18 protein-coding genes are annotated in these 18,454 nt (G+C 71.4%); 8 read left to right on the top strand and 10 right to left on the bottom strand.

Annotated elements, in window-relative coordinates; all coding sequences use genetic code 11:
* Positions 1–885: glycosyltransferase family 87 protein (locus AX737_RS30720; protein WP_066927884.1), on the bottom strand; the 885-nt coding region annotated here is incomplete at its 3' end.
* A 243-nt stretch (positions 886–1,128) separates the two neighbouring features.
* Here AX737_RS30720 and AX737_RS30715 point away from each other — a divergent pair.
* Entirely contained in the window at positions 1,129–2,910 is a 1,782-nt protein-coding gene (locus AX737_RS30715) for a hypothetical protein (protein WP_066927882.1), read from the top strand.
* A gap of 106 nt (positions 2,911–3,016) precedes the next feature.
* On the opposite strand, the gene AX737_RS30710 is transcribed toward AX737_RS30715, so the two are convergent.
* The 5 genes from AX737_RS30710 to AX737_RS30690 all read right to left on the bottom strand — a co-directional run bounded on the left by AX737_RS30710 (position 3,017) and on the right by AX737_RS30690 (position 9,507).
* Positions 3,017–3,409 (bottom strand): hypothetical protein, encoded by a 393-nt coding sequence (locus tag AX737_RS30710; RefSeq protein ID WP_066927880.1) that lies wholly within the window; start codon positions 3,407–3,409, stop codon positions 3,017–3,019.
* Positions 3,406–4,941: a peptidase S10 gene (locus AX737_RS30705; protein WP_066927890.1), complete on the bottom strand. Its 1,536-nt coding sequence runs from the start codon at positions 4,939–4,941 to the stop codon at positions 3,406–3,408. The genes AX737_RS30710 and AX737_RS30705 overlap by 4 nt, the downstream gene beginning before the upstream one ends.
* 216 nt (positions 4,942–5,157) lie before the next feature.
* Positions 5,158–7,536, bottom strand: coding sequence for an RNA degradosome polyphosphate kinase (locus AX737_RS30700; RefSeq protein WP_066927878.1), 2,379 nt, complete (start codon positions 7,534–7,536; stop codon positions 5,158–5,160).
* A gap of 89 nt (positions 7,537–7,625) precedes the next feature.
* The gene (locus AX737_RS30695; protein ID WP_066927877.1) at positions 7,626–8,369 is read right to left on the bottom strand and encodes a hypothetical protein; all 744 of its coding nucleotides are present in this window, start codon (positions 8,367–8,369) and stop codon (positions 7,626–7,628) included.
* Positions 8,370–8,409: 40 nt separating this feature from the next.
* Complete coding sequence (locus AX737_RS30690) at positions 8,410–9,507, bottom strand: AI-2E family transporter (RefSeq protein ID WP_066927888.1); 1,098 nt, start codon at positions 9,505–9,507, stop codon at positions 8,410–8,412.
* A 190-nt stretch (positions 9,508–9,697) separates the two neighbouring features.
* On the opposite strand from AX737_RS30690, the gene purM reads away from it, so the two are divergent.
* Both purM and purN read left to right on the top strand, forming a co-directional pair.
* Positions 9,698–10,765: a phosphoribosylformylglycinamidine cyclo-ligase gene (gene purM, locus AX737_RS30685; RefSeq protein ID WP_066927875.1), complete on the top strand. Its 1,068-nt coding sequence runs from the start codon at positions 9,698–9,700 to the stop codon at positions 10,763–10,765.
* The gene (gene purN, locus AX737_RS30680) at positions 10,762–11,418 is read left to right on the top strand and encodes a phosphoribosylglycinamide formyltransferase (RefSeq protein ID WP_082773388.1); all 657 of its coding nucleotides are present in this window, start codon (positions 10,762–10,764) and stop codon (positions 11,416–11,418) included. The genes purM and purN overlap by 4 nt, the downstream gene beginning before the upstream one ends.
* Before the next feature lie 64 nt (positions 11,419–11,482).
* Here purN and AX737_RS30675 read toward each other — a convergent pair whose 3' ends face one another.
* Positions 11,483–11,845, bottom strand: coding sequence for a hypothetical protein (locus AX737_RS30675; protein ID WP_066927873.1), 363 nt, complete (start codon positions 11,843–11,845; stop codon positions 11,483–11,485).
* A gap of 175 nt (positions 11,846–12,020) precedes the next feature.
* Entirely contained in the window at positions 12,021–12,443 is a 423-nt protein-coding gene (gene ndk / locus AX737_RS30670; RefSeq protein ID WP_066927871.1) for a nucleoside-diphosphate kinase, read from the bottom strand.
* A 238-nt stretch (positions 12,444–12,681) separates the two neighbouring features.
* Between ndk and AX737_RS30665 the strand changes: the two genes are divergently transcribed.
* Positions 12,682–13,206, top strand: a complete 525-nt coding sequence (locus AX737_RS30665) for a DUF2147 domain-containing protein (protein WP_066927869.1) — start codon at positions 12,682–12,684, stop codon at positions 13,204–13,206.
* Positions 13,207–13,229: 23 nt separating this feature from the next.
* Here the strand turns inward: AX737_RS30665 and AX737_RS30660 are convergent, their stop codons facing one another.
* The gene (locus tag AX737_RS30660; protein ID WP_066927867.1) at positions 13,230–13,865 is read right to left on the bottom strand and encodes a glutathione S-transferase N-terminal domain-containing protein; all 636 of its coding nucleotides are present in this window, start codon (positions 13,863–13,865) and stop codon (positions 13,230–13,232) included.
* A 309-nt stretch (positions 13,866–14,174) separates the two neighbouring features.
* On the opposite strand from AX737_RS30660, the gene AX737_RS30655 reads away from it, so the two are divergent.
* The 4 genes from AX737_RS30655 (at position 14,175) to AX737_RS30640 (ending at position 16,269) form a co-directional block, all read left to right on the top strand.
* Positions 14,175–14,462 (top strand): hypothetical protein, encoded by a 288-nt coding sequence (locus tag AX737_RS30655; RefSeq protein WP_066927866.1) that lies wholly within the window; start codon positions 14,175–14,177, stop codon positions 14,460–14,462.
* A 68-nt stretch (positions 14,463–14,530) separates the two neighbouring features.
* A complete protein-coding gene (locus AX737_RS30650; protein WP_066927864.1) occupies positions 14,531–14,953 on the top strand; it encodes a DUF4345 domain-containing protein in 423 nt (140 codons plus the stop codon).
* A 90-nt stretch (positions 14,954–15,043) separates the two neighbouring features.
* A complete protein-coding gene (locus tag AX737_RS30645) occupies positions 15,044–15,238 on the top strand; it encodes a DUF1656 domain-containing protein (protein WP_066927862.1) in 195 nt (64 codons plus the stop codon).
* Positions 15,238–16,269: an HlyD family secretion protein gene (locus AX737_RS30640; RefSeq protein WP_066927860.1), complete on the top strand. Its 1,032-nt coding sequence runs from the start codon at positions 15,238–15,240 to the stop codon at positions 16,267–16,269. The genes AX737_RS30645 and AX737_RS30640 overlap by 1 nt, the downstream gene beginning before the upstream one ends.
* Before the next feature lie 642 nt (positions 16,270–16,911).
* Here the strand turns inward: AX737_RS30640 and gatB are convergent.
* Positions 16,912–18,384 (bottom strand): Asp-tRNA(Asn)/Glu-tRNA(Gln) amidotransferase subunit GatB, encoded by a 1,473-nt coding sequence (gatB, locus tag AX737_RS30635; RefSeq protein WP_066927858.1) that lies wholly within the window; start codon positions 18,382–18,384, stop codon positions 16,912–16,914.
* Between the last annotated feature and the right edge of the window lie 70 nt (positions 18,385–18,454).

The raw sequence follows: 18,454 nt of genomic DNA, 5'->3' as shown, positions 1-18,454 counted from the left end.
GCGCAGGGCAGCCACCCCCGCCGCGAAGGCGAGGAGCGTCGCCGTTCCCTGGAGCGCCCAGGCGCCGGCCGGCGGCATGCCCCAGAAGCGCGCCGCGAAGAAGGGCGAGACCGAGGTCTCGATCCAGCGCGCGTGGAACTCGGTGATGAAGGCGCTCTGCAGGGGCATGGTCACGCCGATGAAGCGCTCCCACGGGCCCGGTCCGAACAGCAGGACCGAGAGGCCGACGAGCGCCGCGGTCGAGAGGGCGGCCGCCGGGATCCAGCGCCAGCGCCCCGCGAAGAGCAGGACGAGCCCGAGCGCCAGGGCGAATTGCGGCTTGACCGAGAGCAGGCCGAGACAGAGCCCGGCGATCCAGGGGCGGCGCCGGCTCTCGAGCACGGCCAAGGCCGCCGCCAGCGCGATGAGGCCGCCGAAATGGCCGTAGAGCACCATCGCACCGGCCGGCGGCGCGGTGCAGACCACGAGAATGAACCATCCCCGCCGCGCCGCGGGCCCCAGCCAGAGCCGCGTCGCCACGGCCAGGGCCGCGAGGTTGACGAGCGTCCAGGCGATCACGGCCGGCAGGAAGGGCAGCAGGCCGAAGGGGAGCAGGAGGACCAGGATGTGCGGCGGGTAGACGAAGAGCAGCTTCGGATCGTGGGCGATCTCGAACACCGCCATCACCGTGTCCCGGTAGGCCGCCGGGTCGGCGAGCACGGCGCCCTGTCCCGACAGCGCGAGGCGCGGCGCGAGCCAGAAGTTGACGAAGTCCCGCCCGAACGGCGTGCCGACGAGCCAGCCCTTCAGGTCCCAGGGCCGGATCCCGAGCCAGTTCGCCAGGGTGACGGCGGCGCCCGCGGCCACGATGAGGCGCTGCCGTGCCGAGAGGGATTGGGGGACCATGGCCGAGGCTCCGCGATCCGGACCGCGCGTCCCGTCGGGACGGGCGGACCCTTGACGTCTCGCGCCCCCGGTTCGAATCGGCTCTCCGCCCGATCCGGGAACAGTCCGGCACGGTTAACCGGGCCGGCCTGACAGCCGATTAACGCCGCGCCCGATCCGGCGCTTGACCCGCCATTAAGCGGATCACGCCCATCCTCACGCCGTCGCGGCCGCGCATCCGCGGCTGCGCGGAGTTGACGGCGGATGACGACGGGGATCGCGGTGCAGGCGCCACTGAGGGCGCGGGTCGATGTCCAGCTCGTGCTCTGGCTCATCGTCGGGTTCTCGCTGCTCACGCTGAACGCGCCGGCCGACCTCTGGGGCACGATCACGCGCCTGCGCGTGCCCGACACCGACGACGCGATGCGCCTCGTGGGCGTGCGCGACCTGCTCGCCGGCCAGGGCTGGTACGACAACGTCCAGTACCGGTTCCTGCCGCCGGGCGGCGTTCCGAGCCACTGGTCGCGCCTCGTCGACGCGCCGATCGCCGGGCTGATCCTGCTGCTCTCGCCGATCGCCGGCCGGCCGCTCGCCGAGGGGCTGACGGCCGTGCTCTGGCCCCTGCTGCTGCTCGGCCTGTTCTGCCTGATGGTCTATCGGGGCGTGCGCGAACGCTTCGGGCCCCGCGCCGCGGTGCTCGCGGTGTTCGTGGCGACGCAGACCTTCGGCATCCTCGTCCAGTTCCAGGCGGGCCGGGTCGATCACCACAACCTGCAGATCCTGGCGATCTTCGGCCTCGCCCTCTGCCTCGTCCGCAGCGGCCTGCGCCCGGGGCTCGTCGGCGGCGGGCTCGCCGCGCTCTCCCTGGCGATCGGCCTGGAGGCGCTGCCCTACATCGCGCTGGGCGCCCTCTTCCTCGCGGGCGACTGGGTGCTGCGCGGCCGGGCGGCGCTGCCGGCCTTCCTGGGCTTCGGGCTCGGGCTGTCGGCGGCCTTCCCGCTCTTCGCGGCCCAGACCGCGCCCGGCCTCTGGGCAACCGCGTACTGCGACGCGCTCTCGCCGCCCTGGCTCTGGCTGGCGGCGGGCGGCTGCGCGGCGGCGCTGGCCTGCGCGGGCCTCGACCGGCGTCTGACCTCGGCCGGCGCACGCCTCGGTCTCGCGGCGCTCTGCGGCGGCGCCCTGCTCGGCGGGTTCGCCGCCCTGGCCCCCGCCTGCCTCGGCGGTCCCTTCCCGGACATGACGCCGCTGGTGCGCGCGCACTGGCTCCACACCGTCAACGAGATGTCCTCGGTCCCGAAATTCGTGGCGTGGCGGCAATGGGAGATCCTGGCCTTCTACCCGATCCTCGTCGTGGCGGCGGCTGCTGCGACCTGGGCCGCCTTCCGCGGTCCGGAGCGGCGTCTCTTCCGGGTCGCCGCCCTGTTCCTCTGGCCCGGGGTGCTGCTCGGATTCGTCCAGCTGCGCGGCATCTACGTCGCGGTGGCCTTCGTGCCGCTGGTGGCCGGCCCTGTGATCGACCGAGCGCTCGCGGCCGCGCCGCATCTCAGAGGGGCGCGCCTCTGGGGAGCGTTGGCGCTGAGCGCCGGCCTGGTCGGCTCGAGCTGGACGGCGCTCGCGCTGCTCGCGGGGGCGCTTACCCCAACGGCCGCGAACGGCCGCGATCCGGCCGGCGCGGTGACCTGCCACGCGGACGCCGCCGTGGCGCCGCTCGCCGCCCTGCCACCCGGCACGGTGCTGGCGCCGATCTTCATCGGCCCCTCGATTCTGCTGCGGACGCCGCATTCCGTGGTGGGCGCGCCCTACCACCGGGCGATTCCGGGCCTCACCGCCGTCCTCGAGGGCCTCGGCGGGACCGAGGCCGACCTGCGGCGGCAGGTCCGCGCGCATGACATCCGCTATCTGGCGACCTGCCCGTCCCGGCCCGGCGACGACCTGCAGGCGGAAACCGCCTTCGCGACGCGTCTCACCCGCGGCGAGATCGCGGTGCCGTGGCTGGAACCCGTGGACCTTCCGGGCAGCGCGCTGCGGGTCTGGCGGGTGCGTTAGAGAATCGTGCTGGATATCGGATCCAGCACGATTCTCTAAGCTCTCGGTCTTGCATCATCTTCGTCCGAAAGCCGGCAGCCACCTTTCGGGATGATGCTCTGACCGGCTACGATTTCACCACCCGGTCGAGCCGGTTGTTGACGAAGAAGTACAGCTCCTTCGCGCCGGGCTCGGTGTAGAGCACCTGCACCTCCCGGCCGGCGCGGCCCTCGCCGATCAGCACGTCGGTCGGCGCCCGGCCCTTCAGGCGGACGAGGTCGCACTCGCCGATGCCCGGCTCGATCGTCGCGGCGGTTCCGGGCGCGGCGCCCGTGCAGGCGCCCTCCGGGGTCAGCACGGGCCCGCTGAAGCTCGGCGGCGGCGCGGGCGGGCGCGGCGGCACCGGGGCGATCTCGGTGGGCGTCGGCGGCGTCCGCTCGGTGGCGGTGCAGCCCGCCAGAGCGATGGCCGCGAGACCAGTCAAGAGACCGGCCTTGAGGGCGAGGCTCGGCCGGCTCATCGGCTCGCCCGCCCCTCACCTGCCTCGCGCGCCTTCACGGCGGCGGAGAACAGGGCGGCGGCGTCCCGCTTGAAGGCGGCGCGCGAGTCCGCCCGCGAATAGAACATGTGGCCGCCCGGATAGACCGCGAGCGTCAGGCGCGGCGGCTGGCCGTAGGCGGGGATCTGGTCGATCAGCAGCTTCGAGGCGAAGTAGGGCGTGACGAGGTCGGTGTAGCCGTGGGCCACCAGCACCCGCATGTTGCCGTCGAGCGCCAGCACGCCGCGCAGCTGCCCCAGCGCCTCGGGGGCGGAGCGGCCGGAATTCCAACCCCAGCTCCGGTTCACCGCGCCGTTCAGGAGTTCGTAGCGCAGGTTCGGCACGCGCCAGTTCAGGCGCTTCGCGTAGAGGTCGATCATCGCGCTGGTGAGCGGCGCCTGCAGCGCGGTCAGCAGCGGGTCGTCGAAGCCGGAATGCGGCGCGGTCGGATCCGGGTCCCAGCCCGTCACCGCCGTGTCGTAGGCGCTGGCGACGCGCCCCGAGGTCCGGTCGGCCTCGCGCTGGACGCTGCCGGTGGAGACGCGCCCGGCCTGCTGCCGCACGAGGGCCGGGTCGAGCCCGGTCAGCGCGGCCACGCGCTCGGTGAGGCGGGCGACGGCTTGCGCGTCGTTCGGGCCCTTGAGCAGGTCGGCGAGGTAGGGTCCGGTGGCATAGCCCTCCGCGTCCCGCATCAGCTCGGGCGTCGGCGTCCGGCCGGAGCGCTCCAGGGCGGCGGCCGCGAAGGAGGGCAGGCGCAGCACGTGGCCCAAGGGGTTCGCCCGCGGCTGCTGCAGCCAGGCGAAGTCGAGCACCGGCGAGAGCAGCACCATGCCGGACAGGCCGACGCCGACATCCTCCTGGAGCTTGGCCGCGATCAGGGGCCCGCGGAAGCCGCCGTAGCTCTCGCCGACGTAGAATTTCGGGCTCGCCATGCGATCGTTGGTGCGCAGGTACCGGGCGATCGCGGCGGCGAGCACGGAACTGTCAGACTCGACGTTCCAGTAGGACTTGCCGTCCCCGTCCGCCGCCCGGCTGTAGCCGGTGCCGACGGGATCGATGAAGACGAGATCGGTGACGTCGAGCCATGTGCCGTCGTTCGGCACCAGCGCCACGCCCTGCGACGGGCTGATGCTCGGCCCATCCGCGGGCAGGCGCCAGGGGCCGATCGCCCCGATGTTGAGGTAGGCCGAGGCCGCGCCGGGGCCGCCGTTGATCGCGAAGGTGACCGGGCGCTCCTGACCGTTCTCGCCCGGCCGCGTGTAGGCGATGTAGGCGATCTCGGCCTGGAGCTTTCCGGCTTCGTCGACGAGGGGCAGGCTGCCGGCGGTCGCGGTGAAGTCGAGGCGCTTGCCGTCCGGCAGGGTGATGCTCTGCTGCGTCACCGAATCGGCGGGCAGCTTGCGGCCCTCGCGGGATTCCACGGGCGGACGGTCGGGTCCGCGGCGGGCCTCTTGGGCATGGAGGGGAGCGAGGCCGATGAGGAGAGCGGTCAGGGCGCAGAGCGTCCGCCTCAGCGCGCCGCTCTCCCTCCCCCCTCTACGGGGGAGGGTGCCCTGCGAAGCAGGGGGGTCGGGACGTAGTCCCGCAGAGAGGGGTGCGACGGTGCAGGATGTGCTCTGCATCGACGCGGCGCCACCTCTGGAAGCCGGGTTCCCCTCTCCCGACCTTCGCTCACGCGAAGGCCACCCTCCCCCGCAGAGGGGGGAGGGAGAGCGTGGCGTCTTTCTCCCCTACCCCCGCGCCCGCCTACTCAGCGCCCGCGGGCTCGACTTCTTCGAGGCCTTGCCGCGGCCCGAGAGGCTCGGGTTGGTCATGAAGTACTTGTGGGCGTTGAAGGGCTCCTCGCCCTCCGCCGGCTGGACCCGCTCGCTCGCCCCCGAGGCCAGCACGCGCCAGCTCTGGCGGTTGTCCAAGAGGTTCGCCAGCATGATCTGGTCGAGCACCTGCTGGTGCACGGTCGGGTTGGTGATCGGCAGGAGCGCCTCGACCCGGCGGTCGAGGTTGCGGCTCATCAGGTCGGCCGACGAGATGTAGACCGTGGCCTTCGGGTGGGGCAGCCCGACGCCGTTGCCGAAGGCGTAGATGCGCCCGTGCTCCAGGAAGCGCCCGACGATCGACTTGACCCGGATCGTCTCGGACAGGCCCGGCACGCCGGGGCGCAGGCAGCAGATGCCGCGCACCACGCAGTCGATCTGCACGCCCGCCTCCGAGGCGTCGTAGAGCGCGTCGATGATCTGCGCGTCGACCAGCGAGTTGCACTTGATCCAGATCGCCGCCGGGCGCCCGGCCTTGGCGTGCGCGATCTCGGCCTCGATGTGCTCGAGCAGCCGCGGCTTCAGCGTCAGCGGCGAGACTGCCATGCGCTCGAGTTCCGCGGGCTCGGCGTAGCCCGTGATGAAGTTGAAGATGCGGGAGACGTCCCGGGCGATGGCCGGGTCGGCGGTGAAGAAGGAGAGGTCGGTGTAGATGCGCGCCGTGATCGGGTGATAGTTGCCCGTGCCGATGTGGCAGTAGGTGACGAGGCGCTCGCCCTCGCGGCGCACCACCATCGAGAGCTTGGCGTGGGTCTTCAGCTCGACGAAGCCGAAGACCACCTGGGCGCCGGCCTTCTCGAGGTTGCGGGCCCAGCGGATGTTGGCCTCCTCGTCGAAGCGGGCCTTCAGCTCGACGAGCGCGGTGACCGACTTGCCGGCCTCGGCGGCTTCCGCGAGCGCGGCCACGATCGGCGAGTTCGAGGAGGTGCGGTAGAGCGTCTGCTTGATCGCCACCACGTTCGGGTCGCGGGCGGCCTGGGCCAGGAACTGCACCACCGAGTCGAAGGACTCGTAGGGGTGGTGCACGCAGAAATCCTTCTGGCGGATCGCCGCGAAGACGTCGCCGCCCGATTCCCGGATGCGCTCGGGGAAGCGCGGGTTGTAGGGCTTGAACTTGAGGTCCGGCCGGTCGATCGAGACGATCTGCGAGAGCTCGTTCAAGGCCAGCATGCCCTCGACCAGGAAGATGGCGTCGGGGGAGATTTCCAGCTCGTCGGCCACGAAGGCGCGCAGGTCCTCCGGCATCCCGGCCTCGACCTCGAGCCGGATGACGACGCCGCGGCGGCGCTGCTTCAGCGCGGTCTCGAAGTGCAGGACGAGGTCCTCGGCCTCCTCCTCGATCTCGAGGTCGGAGTCGCGCACCACCCGGAAGGCGCCCTGGCCCCGCACGTGGTAGCCGGGGAAGAGCCGGCCGGTGAACATCACGATCACCTGCTCGATCGCGATGAAGCGCGCGGCCGGATCCCCCTCGACGGTCGGCAGGCGCACGAAGCGGTCGAGCACGCCCGGCATGCGGATCAGCGCGCGCAGGGTCCGCCCATCTTTCGGCCGCACCAGCATCAGGGCGATGGTCGAGCCGAGGTTAGGGATGAACGGGAAGGGGTGGGCCGGGTCGATCGCCAGCGGCGTCAGCACCGGCAGGACGTGGTTGAGGAAGTACTCCTCCAGGAAGGCCTTGTGCTGGGCGATCAGCTCACTGGGCTCGACGAGGGCGATGTCGACACCGAGCAGCTCCGCGCGCAGCTCCCGCCAGCGGGTCTGCTGGTCCTCGGCCAGCCGCGAGACCTCCTGGCCGATCCGGACGAGCTGCTCGGACGGGGTCAGCCCGTCCTGCGAGGGCAGCGTCAGCCCGGCCCGGACCTGATCGTGCAGGCCGGCGACGCGGACCATGAAGAACTCGTCGAGGTTGTTGGCCGAGATCGAGAGGAAGCGCAGCTGCTCCAACAGCGGATGGCCGGTGTTGGAGGCCTCCTCCAGCACCCGGCGGTTGAACTGCAGCCAGGACAGCTCGCGGTTCACGAAGCGCTCGGGCGAGTGGCGGAGCGTGCGGCCGGCCTCCAGCACGCTCGCGCGGGCGGGCTCGCCGACATGCGTCGGGGGCTCCGGGATGTCGGCGGCCACCGGCCACTCGTCGCCCCGGTCGGCGGGCGCGGCCGGAGCCTGCGCAGGGCGCGCCACGGCCGTGCGCCGAGTCGGCGGCGCCCGGCGCGGGGGGGCGGACGGGCGCTCGGCCCCCGTCTCCTCGTGCGCCTGCTCGCTCTCGCGGGCTCCGACTCTCGGCTCCATCTCCGGCAACACGTGTCCTCCAGCTCTGCGGCGCCGCGCCCTCTAGCAGGGAATCGGCACAGCCGCGTGACGGTTCGATGACGGCCTCGCGCCGCGGGCTAATCCTCCGGGGACTCCGCGAACGGATTCTCCGCTCCGTCATCGGAGCCGTCCTCGCCCCCGCCCATCCGCTCCAGCACGGCGAGCGCCAGCGGCTTGGTGATGCGGCGCCCGCGCCCCAGCGCGTCGCGGTCGAGTTCGGCCACCACCTCGCGGGCGCGGCCGAGCGAGCGGTCGAGGCGCAGCGCCAGCGCGTCGATCACCCCGAGATCGACCACGAGCTGCCGGTCCACGAAGAGCTTGACGATGACGGCCCGCAGCAGGGCGTCGTCGGGAGCGAGGATCGCCGCGGAGGGCGCCAGCCGCAGGCGCGAGCGCAGGTCCGCGGTGGCGAGGCCGATGGCCTCGATGGGCTGCCCGCTCGTCAGCAGCACCGGCGCCCGGCGCTCGCGGGCGAGGTTGAGGAGGTGGAACAGGGCGGCCTCGTCGGCGCGCCCCGCCCGGTCGATGTCCTCGATCACCAGCGCGCCGTTCGAGACGAGATGGCCGACATCGGCCGCCCCGATGCCGGCGGCCGGCACGGTCCAGGCATGGGCCCGCGTCGCCCAGATCGAGGCGAGATGGCTCTTGCCGCTGCCCGCCGGACCGGTAAGGACCAGAACGGTGTCCGGCCAGTCCGGCCACGCCTCGATCAGGGCGTAGGCGGCCTCGTTGGCGGGGCCGACCAGGAAGTCCTCGCGGCCGTAGCGGGGATCGAGCGGCAGGTCGAAGGTGAGCTGACGGGGCGGTGCGGTGTCGCGCATGGGGCCGCTTATACACCCGGGAGCCGACGGCGCCCCACCGTCACGGCTCCCGCCGTCCGACCTCGATGAGCACCGGCGCCTCGGCATGGTAGAGCCGGCTCTGCAGGTATTGCCGCAGGCCGAAGCGCACCAGCACCCCGATCGAGGCCGCGACCGGCACGGCCAGCAGCAGGCCGAGGAAGCCGAAGAGCGAGCCGAAGGCCAGCAGCGCGAACATCAGCCAGACCGGGTGCAGGCCCACCGAATCGCCGACGAGCTTGGGCGAGATGATGTTGCCCTCCAGGAACTGACCGACGAGGAACACCCCCACGGTGAGCCCGAGATGCAGCCAGTCCGAGCCCGGCCAGAACTGCACCAGCGCGACGCCGACCGAGAGCATGAACCCGGTGAGCGTGCCGACATACGGGATGAAGGTGAGGAAGCCCGAGATCAGCCCGATCAGCACGCCGAAATTCAGACCCACCAGCCAGAGCCCGACCGCGTAGAAGGTGCCGAGGATCAGGCAGACGAGCGTCTGGCCGCGCACGAAGCCGATGATGGCCCGGTCGATCTGGGTGGCGAGCCCGCGCACGGTGGTTCGGTGCCGGGGCGGCACCCAGCCGTCGATGGCCGCGACCATCCGGTCCCAGTCGACGAGGATGTAGAAGGCGACGACCGGCGTCACCACGAGGAGCGAGGCGATCGAGATCAGCGCCTGGCTGCCGGTCCAGAGGGATTTCAGGAAGGCGAGCAGCCACGTCACGCCCTGGCTCGCCAGCGTGCCGACCGAGGATTGCAGCTCGGCGATCGCGTCCGCACCGCCGAGTCGCTGGAGGAGCGGCCCGGCGCGCTCGGCGAGGATCCCCTGCAGCCGGGCGACCATCTGGGGCAGGCTCGCGATCAGCGCGGCGACTTGGTTGGCGACGAGCGGCACGAGGAGGAGCAGGCTCACCACCAGCACCACGACGAAGAGTGCCAGGATGAGGAGGCTTGCGGCGAGCCGTCCGAGGCCGAGTCGCTCCAGCCGGTCGGCGAGCGGGTCGAGCAGGTAGGCCAGCGCGATGCCGGCCACGAAGGGCAGCATCACGTCGCGCAGCAGATAGATGAGAAGGCTCAAGGCCACGAGCGACGCCAGCCCGATCACCGCCCGTGCGCGCATCGCCGGCTCCTTCTCGCTCATGCCCGGCCGGAGAGTGGGAACGCCACCCCACACGGTCAAGGCTGCTTCAAGGCTGCTTCAAGGCTGCTGCCCGGAGAGGTGGATGCCAGGGGAATCTCGACGGCGGCGGGTTCGACGGCGCGGCGCTTTGGGCTAAAGAGCCCGTGGACAGACGAGGATACGGGCGCCGATGACGGCCGAGAACGAGAATGGGCTGACCTACGCGCAGGCCGGCGTCGACATCGACGCCGGCAACGCGCTGGTCGATGCGATCAAGCCGCTGGTGCGGGCCACGCGCCGGCCGGGCGCGGATGCGGAGATCGGCGGCTTCGGCGGCCTGTTCGACCTGAAGGCCGCGGGTTTCAAGGACCCGATCCTGGTGGCGGCCAACGACGGCGTCGGCACCAAGGTGAAGATCGCGGTCGAGACCAACCGCCACGCGACGATCGGCATCGACCTCGTGGCGATGTGCGTGAACGACCTCGTGGTGCAGGGCGCCGAGCCCCTGTTCTTCCTCGACTACTACGCCACCGGCAAACTCGTGCCGGGGGTCGGCGCCGACATCGTGCGGGGCATCGCCGAAGGGTGCCGGCAGGCGGGCTGCGCGCTGATCGGCGGCGAGACCGCCGAGATGCCGGGCCTCTACGACGGCCAGGACTACGACCTCGCGGGCTTCGCGGTGGGCGCGGCCGAGCGCGGCACGCTGCTGCCGAAGGCCGGCATCGCGGCGGGCGACCTCGTGCTCGGCCTGCCGTCCTCCGGCGTCCACTCGAACGGGTTCTCGCTGGTGCGCCGGATCGTCGCCCGCACGGGGCTCGGCTGGGACGCCCCCGCCCCGTTCGATCCCGCGCGCTCGCTCGGCGAGGCGCTGCTCGAGCCGACCCGGATCTACGTGAAGCCGCTGCTGGCGGCGCTCAAGGCCACCGACGGCATCAAGGCGCTCGCCCACATCACGGGCGGCGGCTTTCCCGACAACCTGCCCCGCGTGCTGCCGGACGACGTCGGCATCGCGGTCGATCTCGGCGCCGTGAGCGCGCCGCCAGTCTTCGGCTGGCTCGCCCGCGAGGGCGGCGTCGCCGAGGCCGAGATGCTGCGCACCTTCAACTGCGGCATCGGCATGGCCGTGGTGGTGGATGCCGCGAAGGCGGACGCGGTGATCGCCGCGCTCGAGGCGGCGGGCGAGGCGCCGGTGCGGCTCGGGCGGATCACCCCGCGCGGGGCGGAGCCCGTCACCTTCGACGGCACGCTCAAGCTGTGAGCACGGCGCACAAGACCCGCGTCGCGATCCTGATCTCGGGGCGCGGCTCGAACATGGTCTCGCTGATCGAGGCGGCGCGCGCGCCCGACTTCCCGGCCGAGATCGTGCTGGTGCTCTCGAACCGGCCGGACGCCGCCGGCCTCGCCCGCGCGGCGGAGGCCGGCATCGCCGTGAAGGCGATCGACCACACGGCCTATCCGGACCGGGTGAGCTTCGACGCGGCGCTCGACGCGGAATTGCGCGCGGCGGGGATCGAGCTGGTCTGCCTCGCCGGCTTCATGCGGATCTTCACCCCCGGCTTCGTCGAGGGCTGGGCGGGGCGGATGCTCAACATCCACCCCTCGCTGCTGCCGCTGTTCAAGGGCACGCACACCCACGAGCGGGCGCTGCAGGCGGGCGTGCGCCTGCACGGCTGCACGGTGCACTACGTGGTGCCGGAGCTCGATGCCGGCCCGATCGTGGCGCAGGCGGCGGTGCCGGTGCGGGCGGGCGAGGACGCCGATAGCCTCGCGGCCCGGGTGATCGTGCAGGAGCACCGGCTCTATCCCGCGGCGCTCGCCCTGGTGGCGGGCGGCCGGGCGCGCCTCGATGGCGACCGGGTAATCTTCTCAGTGGATGCCGGCCGGGCGGACGGCGCCCTCCTGAGCCTGTAACGGGATCCCGAAGGGCCAGGGCCCTTCGGCGGGGATCGGGGCGCGGAGCCCCGACATCGATCCCTCAGACCGGGCGCTGCAGCTTGCAGGCGTCGAGCGCGCCGAGCGCCTTGGCGCGGGCGGAATCGTTGAAGTAGCCGGTGGTGCGGTAGGACTCGATCTCGGCCTCGTCGAGGCTGCGCAGGGTGCGGCTCGCGTAGCAGCCGCAGGGGCGCTCGAGCGAGGCCTCGGAGGCGCTGGTCATGCGGGCCTGGACGACCGCGCAGGCGCGGCGAACGCGGGCCTCGAGGTTGGCCTTCGGCGCGGTGCGCAGCGCCGGGTCGGGCTGGTACTGCTCGAAGGGCGCCGAGGAGCCGCCGGCGAGGGCCGCGGTGGCGCCGAGCGCCAGGAGGCCGGCAGCGAGCGTGAGGGACAGGCGGCGGATCATGGAGAACGTCCAGAGGCGGGTAAGCTTGACCGTGTCCTTGGACGCCTCGCCGGACTCATCGTCAATGGCGGCGCCGCCACACCGGCGGCCATTCGGTCGGGCAAGGCCGGCCGCGGAGGAATAGGCCGCCGGTGTAGCCCGGCGGCCCGAGATCCGGCCGTGCGGAGCCCGCGGCTCAGCCGACGATGTCGCCGTCCTGGAAGAACTGGGCGATCTCGGCCTTGGCGTTCTCGGCGCTGTCCGAGCCGTGCACGGTGTTCTCGCCGACCGACTCGGCGAAGAGCTTGCGGATGGTGCCGTCGGCGGCCTGCGCCGGGTTGGTCGCGCCCATCACTTCACGGTACTTGGCGACCGCGTTCTCGCCCTCGAGGACCTGCACCACGACGGGGCCGGAGGTCATGAACTCCACGAGCTCGCCGAAGAACGGGCGCTCCTTGTGGATCTCGTAGAACGTCTCCGCCTGCTGGCGGCTCATCTGGATGCGGCGCTGGCCGACGATCCGCAGGCCGGCCTTCTCGATCACGGCGTTGACGGCGCCGGTCAGGTTGCGCCGCGTGGCGTCGGGCTTCAGGATGGAGAAGGTGCGCTCGGTGGCCATGCTGGCGGTGTCCGTGTTTTCGAGGAAAGGGTTCGGCGGCTGATCCGTCGCGCGGAAGCCGCTGCGCCGCCGGGCTTATAGCGGGCCGCCCCACCCCTCTCAACCCGAGCGCGCGCAAGCGCGGCCATGGCTTCGCTGCAACAGGGTCGAAAAATCGCCCGAATGCGACCGCGTAATCGCTTGCAGACGTACCTCCCGCCCACGGCGCCCCCGCGCGCCAAGCCACGGAGACTTCCGCATGCGCCTCGCTCTCGGCACCACCGCCCTCCTGCTCGCCGGCCTCGGCACCGCCTCGGCGGAGGCGCCCAAGGATCCCAGCGGCACCTGGCTCACCGGTGACGGCCGCGCCAAGATCCGCATCGACCGCTGCGGCCCGGGCCAGAGCCTCGTCTGCGGCAAGGTGGTGTGGCTGAAGGTGCCGACCACCGAGGCGGGCAGCCCCCGCACCGATCTGAAGAATCCAGACCCGAAGAAGCGGGCCCGGCCGGTGATCGGCCTGCAGCTCATCGAGGGCCTGAAGCCGGACGAGGAGAAGTTCTCGGGCGAGCTCTACAACATCGAGGAGGGCAAGACCTATCAGGTCAGCCTGGAGCGCGAGAGCGCGCAGGAGCTCTCGGTCTCGGGCTGCCTGCTCAAGATCCTGTGCGGCTCGCAGACCTGGACGCGCGTGCCGGACGTGAACCAGCAGGCGGCGGTCGTCCCGCCCGAGGCGCCGGCCCCGAAGCCGGCCAAGCCCGCCGCGAAGGCGCCGAAGCCCGAGTAGGCCCCTCCCCGCGGACGGCCGCCTCAGATCGCGGCGAGCCCGCGCTGCACGGCGGGGCGGGCTAGCACGGTGTCGAGCCAGCGGCGGACGTTCGCGAAGCCCGAGAGGTCGATGCCCTGCTTGCCGTGGAACTTCGCCCAGGTGAGGGTGGCCACGTCGGCGATCGAGTAGGCGCCCGCGATGTACTCGCTTTTGGCGAGCTGTCCGTCGAGGACGCCGTAGAGGCGCCTGGCCTCCGCCTCGAACCGGTCGATCGCGTAGGGGATCTTCTCCTGCGCGTAGATCTTGAAATGGTGGGTCTGGCCCAGCATCGGCCCGAAGCCTCCGACCTGCCAGAACAGCCACTGATCGACCGCCACCCGCGCCCGCTCGTCCTTCGGGTAGAGGCAACCGGTCTTGCGGCCGAGATATTGCAGGATGGCGCCGGACTCGAACACCGTGATCGGCTCACCCCCGGGCCCGTCCGGGTCCACGATCGCCGGGATCTTGTTGTTGGGCGAGATCTTCAGGAACTCGGGCGCCATCTGCTCGCCCTTGCCGATATTGACCGGGATCACGCGGTAGGGCAGCCCGCACTCCTCCAGCATGATCGGGATCTTCCAGCCGTTCGGCGTGCTCCAAGTGTGGAGGTCGATGGGCTTGCCCTGGGCGGCGGCCATGGCGCGATGCTCCGGCTCGGTCTCGCCGGGCGCGGACGCCGGGCGAGCCTGTGAGGTTAAGGACGACGCCGTCGTCCGCAAGTCCGATCTGCCGGCCGGCGAGGCACCGTCCGCTACGGCCTAGCTAGCGCGGATCCTCCACCGCGCTCAAGCGTGTCCCGCTCCCGCAGGCCGCGAGACGGCGGCGCGTCTCCGTCAAGCGATGCCGGGGGCGCGCTCGTCCGGGGCCTTGCCCTGCCGACCGATTGGGTCTGAAATCCCATGGCCCGCCGCGGGCCGACTCGCGGTCGAACCTCCGGATCCGCTACGATGCTCCACCGCCTCCTCGTCGGCACTGCGCTCGCCCTGCCGCTCCTCGCCGCCGCGCCCCTCCCGGCCCAGGCGGCGCCGAAGGAGGCCGCCGAGACCGCCAAGCTCGAGACCGCCAAGCCCGCGAAGGAGCCGAGCGCCGGCCAGAGCGCGGCGCGCGCCCGGCAGAAGCAGTGCGGGACCGAGTGGCGCGCGCTCACCGATGCGCAGAAGGCCACGCAGGGGCCGAAATGGCCTCAGTTCTGGAGCAAGTGCAACAAGCGCCTGAAAGGCAACGACAAAGCCTGAGGCGATCAGCAACCGGGAGCCGACCCGCGGGTTCTGATCCGCGGGCGGTCGATGGCACGCGGGGTGCGATGAACGAGCGGCAGGCACTTCAGCGCGTGGTCGCGGCCGGCGCGGTGATCCCGTTCGCCGCCGGCCTCTACGGGGTGCTGTTCGGCGTGAACGGGCTCTCGTCCGGCGTCGAGAGCGTCTCGACGGACAGCCATTTCCGCTACCTCTCGGGTTTGCTCGCCGGCATCGGCATCCTGTTCTGGACCTGCGTGCCGGACATCGAGGCCAAGGGGCGCCTGTTCCGCTTCCTCACCCTCGTGGTGGGTCTGGGGGGCCTCGCGCGCCTGCTTGGGCTCTATCTCACCGGCATCCCGTCGCTGACCATGCTGGGCGCGCTCGGCGTGGAACTGGTCGTCACGCCGCTGCTCTGCCTCTGGCAGATGCGCGTGGCGACGAAGGCCCGGGACGCCGCCGCGTTGCCGGATCCCGGCGCCGATGTCTGAGGCCAGCGGCGCCGTGCCCGACCGGCTGATCGGCCGGTACCGCCGCCTCCTGCGGCATCTGGCCGTCGGGCCTTTCCGAGGGAGCTGAGAATGCGCACGGACCTTCAGATCGGAGGGGTCCTGATATCTCCCTTCGTCGCCTACGCGCTCGGCGCCTTCGCGATCCTCGTCCTCTTGCGCACGCTCTTCGCGCGGGTCCCCCTCGGCCGCTACGTGGCGAACCCGCCGCTGACGGAGGCCGGGATCTACGTCTGCATTCTCGCCCTGCTGGTGGTTCTGATCTGATGGCCGACGAGGACGACCCGAAGGCCGGCCGCTCGGCCGAGCAGGATGCCGGGCGGGACACCGGGCGCGCGGAGCCGGCCGCGGTCCGGGACGCGGGCGTTCCGCGGCACGGCCGGGTGCGCAAGCTCCTCCGGTTCGCCGCGACCGCCGCGATCCTGGCCGTGGCGCTCGCGGCTGCGGCCGTGGTCTGGCACATCTACGTCACGGCGCCCTGGACCCGGGACGGGCGCGTGCGCGTGCAGGTGGCCGCCGTCGCGCCCCAGGTCTCGGGCCAGATCGTCGCGCTGAAGGTTTCCGACAATCAGACGGTCAAGCGCGGCGATGTGCTCTACACGATCGACCCCTTCGATTTCGAGATCGCCGTGACGCAGGCCGAGGCCGAGGTGAGGAACCGCGAGGCCGACCTGCAGGTCAAGAACGCGGAGTCGGACCGCCGGCAGGCGCTGACCACCCTCTCGACATCCGTCGAGCAGAAGCAGCAATATGCCGGGACCGCCAAGATCGCCGAGGCCGCACTGGCGACCGCCAAGGCACATCTCTCCCAGGCTCGGATCAACCTCAAGCGCACGGAAGTGCGGGCGCCGGTCAACGGCCGCGTGACCAACCTGCTGCTGCGCGTGGGCGACTATGCCACCACCGGCACGGTCAACCTCCGGGTGATCGACACGGACACGTTCTGGATCGACGGCTACTTCGAGGAGACGAAGATGGCCAACATCCACGTGAACGACCCGGCCGAGATGCAGCTCATGGGCTTCGCGCCGGTCTTGAAGGGGACGGTGGAGAGCGTCACGCTCGGCATCGCCACCGCCAGCGCCGCACCGAGCACGCAGGGGCTGCCGGACGTCGATCCGGTCTTCACCTGGGTTCGCCTCGCTCAGCGCGTCCCGGTGCGCATCCGCATCGATCAGGTGCCGGAGGACGTGCCGCTGGTGGCCGGCATGACCGCGACCGTGATGGTCAACAACGGCGTCGGGACCCGTCCGGCGTGGTTCGCGGATCTGAGCCGCACGCTCACCGGCGTCCGTTGAATGCTCGCGTGGCCGAACACCTCGCCGGGCGCCGCGGCGCCGGCTTTTTGCACCGCAGCGCCCCTATGCCTAAGTCCTTGATCGCCTGCGCGTGCGCCGCGAAGGCGCCCGAGCGTGGCGAATACGTTTTGGCCAAGCCCCGATTTTCCGATTGACGTCTGTCGAATACGGTCGCAATCTCTCTGGGTGCTTCGGGAAGGGAAGCACAACCGTTCCGGATACGGCGCGCAAGGCGCGAATATCTGGCGCGACGATCCGTGAGCGAAGCTGAAGGAGACAGGAATGACTCCACCCCAGCAGAACGCCGTAACGACCACTCTCGGACCGGTCCGGCCGAGAGCCTAGCGGCAGATCGAGCGGACAACCCGGCGGAGGACGGCTCCAGGGGCGCAGAAGCGGCCGAACGGCGCGACTTCGAACACGCGAAATGCCCCACCTCAAGCCGTCTCCGGCGCGGTTCACTCCGGCAGTGCCGTGGAGATAATGACCATCGCGAAGGTGCCGAGCGCTCGCCGACAGCCCAGCAGGCTGCGTGCGGGCTGAACCCATGTGCGGTGAGATCCGACGTTCGGGACCGTAAAGGAAACGGGCCGCCCTCTCCCCGCAGGCGGGGAGAGGGGATACACGTCCCCGCGATGGGCCTCACGCGATTCCGAGCTTCGCCTTCAGCAGGGCGTTCACGGCCGCCGGGTTGGCCTTGCCGCCGGTGGCCTTCATGGTCTGGCCGACGAACCAGCCGAGCAGCGTCGGCTTCTCTCGCGCCTGCGCGACCTTGTCGGGGTTCTGGGCGATGATCTGGTCCACCGCCGCCTCGATCGCGCCGGTGTCGGTGACCTGCTTCATGCCGCGGGCCTCGACGACGGCACGCGGGTCGCCACCATCGGTCCAGACGATCTCGAACAGGTCCTTGGCGATCTTGCCCGAGATCGTGCCCTCGCCGATCAGGTCGATGATGCTGCCCAGCTGGTCCGCCGAGACCGGGCTCTGGTCGATGCCGAGCCCCTCCTTGTTGAGGCGCCCGAACAGCTCGTTGATCACCCAGTTCGCCGCGGCCTTGCCGTCGCGGCCCTTGGCCACCGCCTCGTAGAAGTCGGCGGACGCCCGCTCGGCCACCAGCACGCCCGCGTCGTAGGGCGAGAGGCCGAAATCGGCCACGAAGCGCGCCTTCTTGGCGTCGGGCAGCTCCGGCAGGCCGGCCGCGAGCCCGTCCACGAAGTCCTGGCTGAACTCCAGCGGCAGGAGGTCCGGGTCGGGGAAGTAGCGGTAATCGTGCGCCTCTTCCTTCGAGCGCATCGAGCGGGTCTCGCCCCGGCCCGGGTCGAACAGGCGGGTCTCCTGCACGATCGCGCCCCCGTCCTCGAGGATCGCGATCTGGCGGCGCGCCTCGGTCTCGATGGCCTGGCCGATGAAGCGGATCGAGTTGACGTTCTTGATCTCGCAGCGGGTGCCGAGCGGCTCACCGGGGCGGCGCACCGAGACGTTCACGTCGGCGCGGAGATTCCCCTTCTCCATGTCGCCGTCGCAGGTGCCGAGATAGCGCAGGATGGTGCGCAGCTTCGTCACGTAGGCCTTGGCCTCCTCGGACGAGCGCAGATCGGGTCGCGAGACGATCTCCATCAGGGCGACGCCCGAGCGGTTGAGATCGACGAAGCTCAGGTTCGGCGCCTGGTCGTGCAGCGACTTGCCGGCATCCTGCTCAAGGTGCAGGCGCTCGATGCCGACCGTGATCGACTCGCCCTCGGGCAGATCGACCAGCACCTCGCCCTCGCCGACGATCGGGTCCTTGTACTGCGAGATCTGGTAGCCCTGCGGCAGGTCCGGGTAGAAGTAGTTCTTCCGGTCGAACACCGAGCGCAGGTTGATCCTGGCCTTCAGCCCGAGGCCGGTGCGCACCGCCTGCGCCACGCACTCCTCGTTGATCACCGGCAGCATGCCGGGCATGGCCGCGTCGACGAGCGAGACGTGGGCGTTGGGCTCGGCACCGAAGGCGGTCGAGGCGCCGGAGAACAGCTTGGAGCGGCTGGTGATCTGGGCGTGGATCTCCATGCCGATCACGACCTCCCAGTCGTGCAGGCCGCCCTTGATCAGCTTCTTCGGGTTCACGGGTGCGTTCATGGTCGTCCGGGCCGATCCTCGGGGAGGGTCGCGGGGTGGGCGGGGGGCAAAGCCCCTCGCGCCGTGGCGA

Origin of the sequence: Methylobacterium sp. CCH5-D2, assembly GCF_001556475.1 — a bacterium.
Taxonomy (GTDB): Bacteria; Pseudomonadota; Alphaproteobacteria; order Rhizobiales; family Beijerinckiaceae; genus Methylobacterium; species Methylobacterium hispanicum.
The sequence above is the reverse complement of the archived record's forward strand: the minus strand, read 5'-3'. Positions and strand labels throughout refer to the sequence as shown.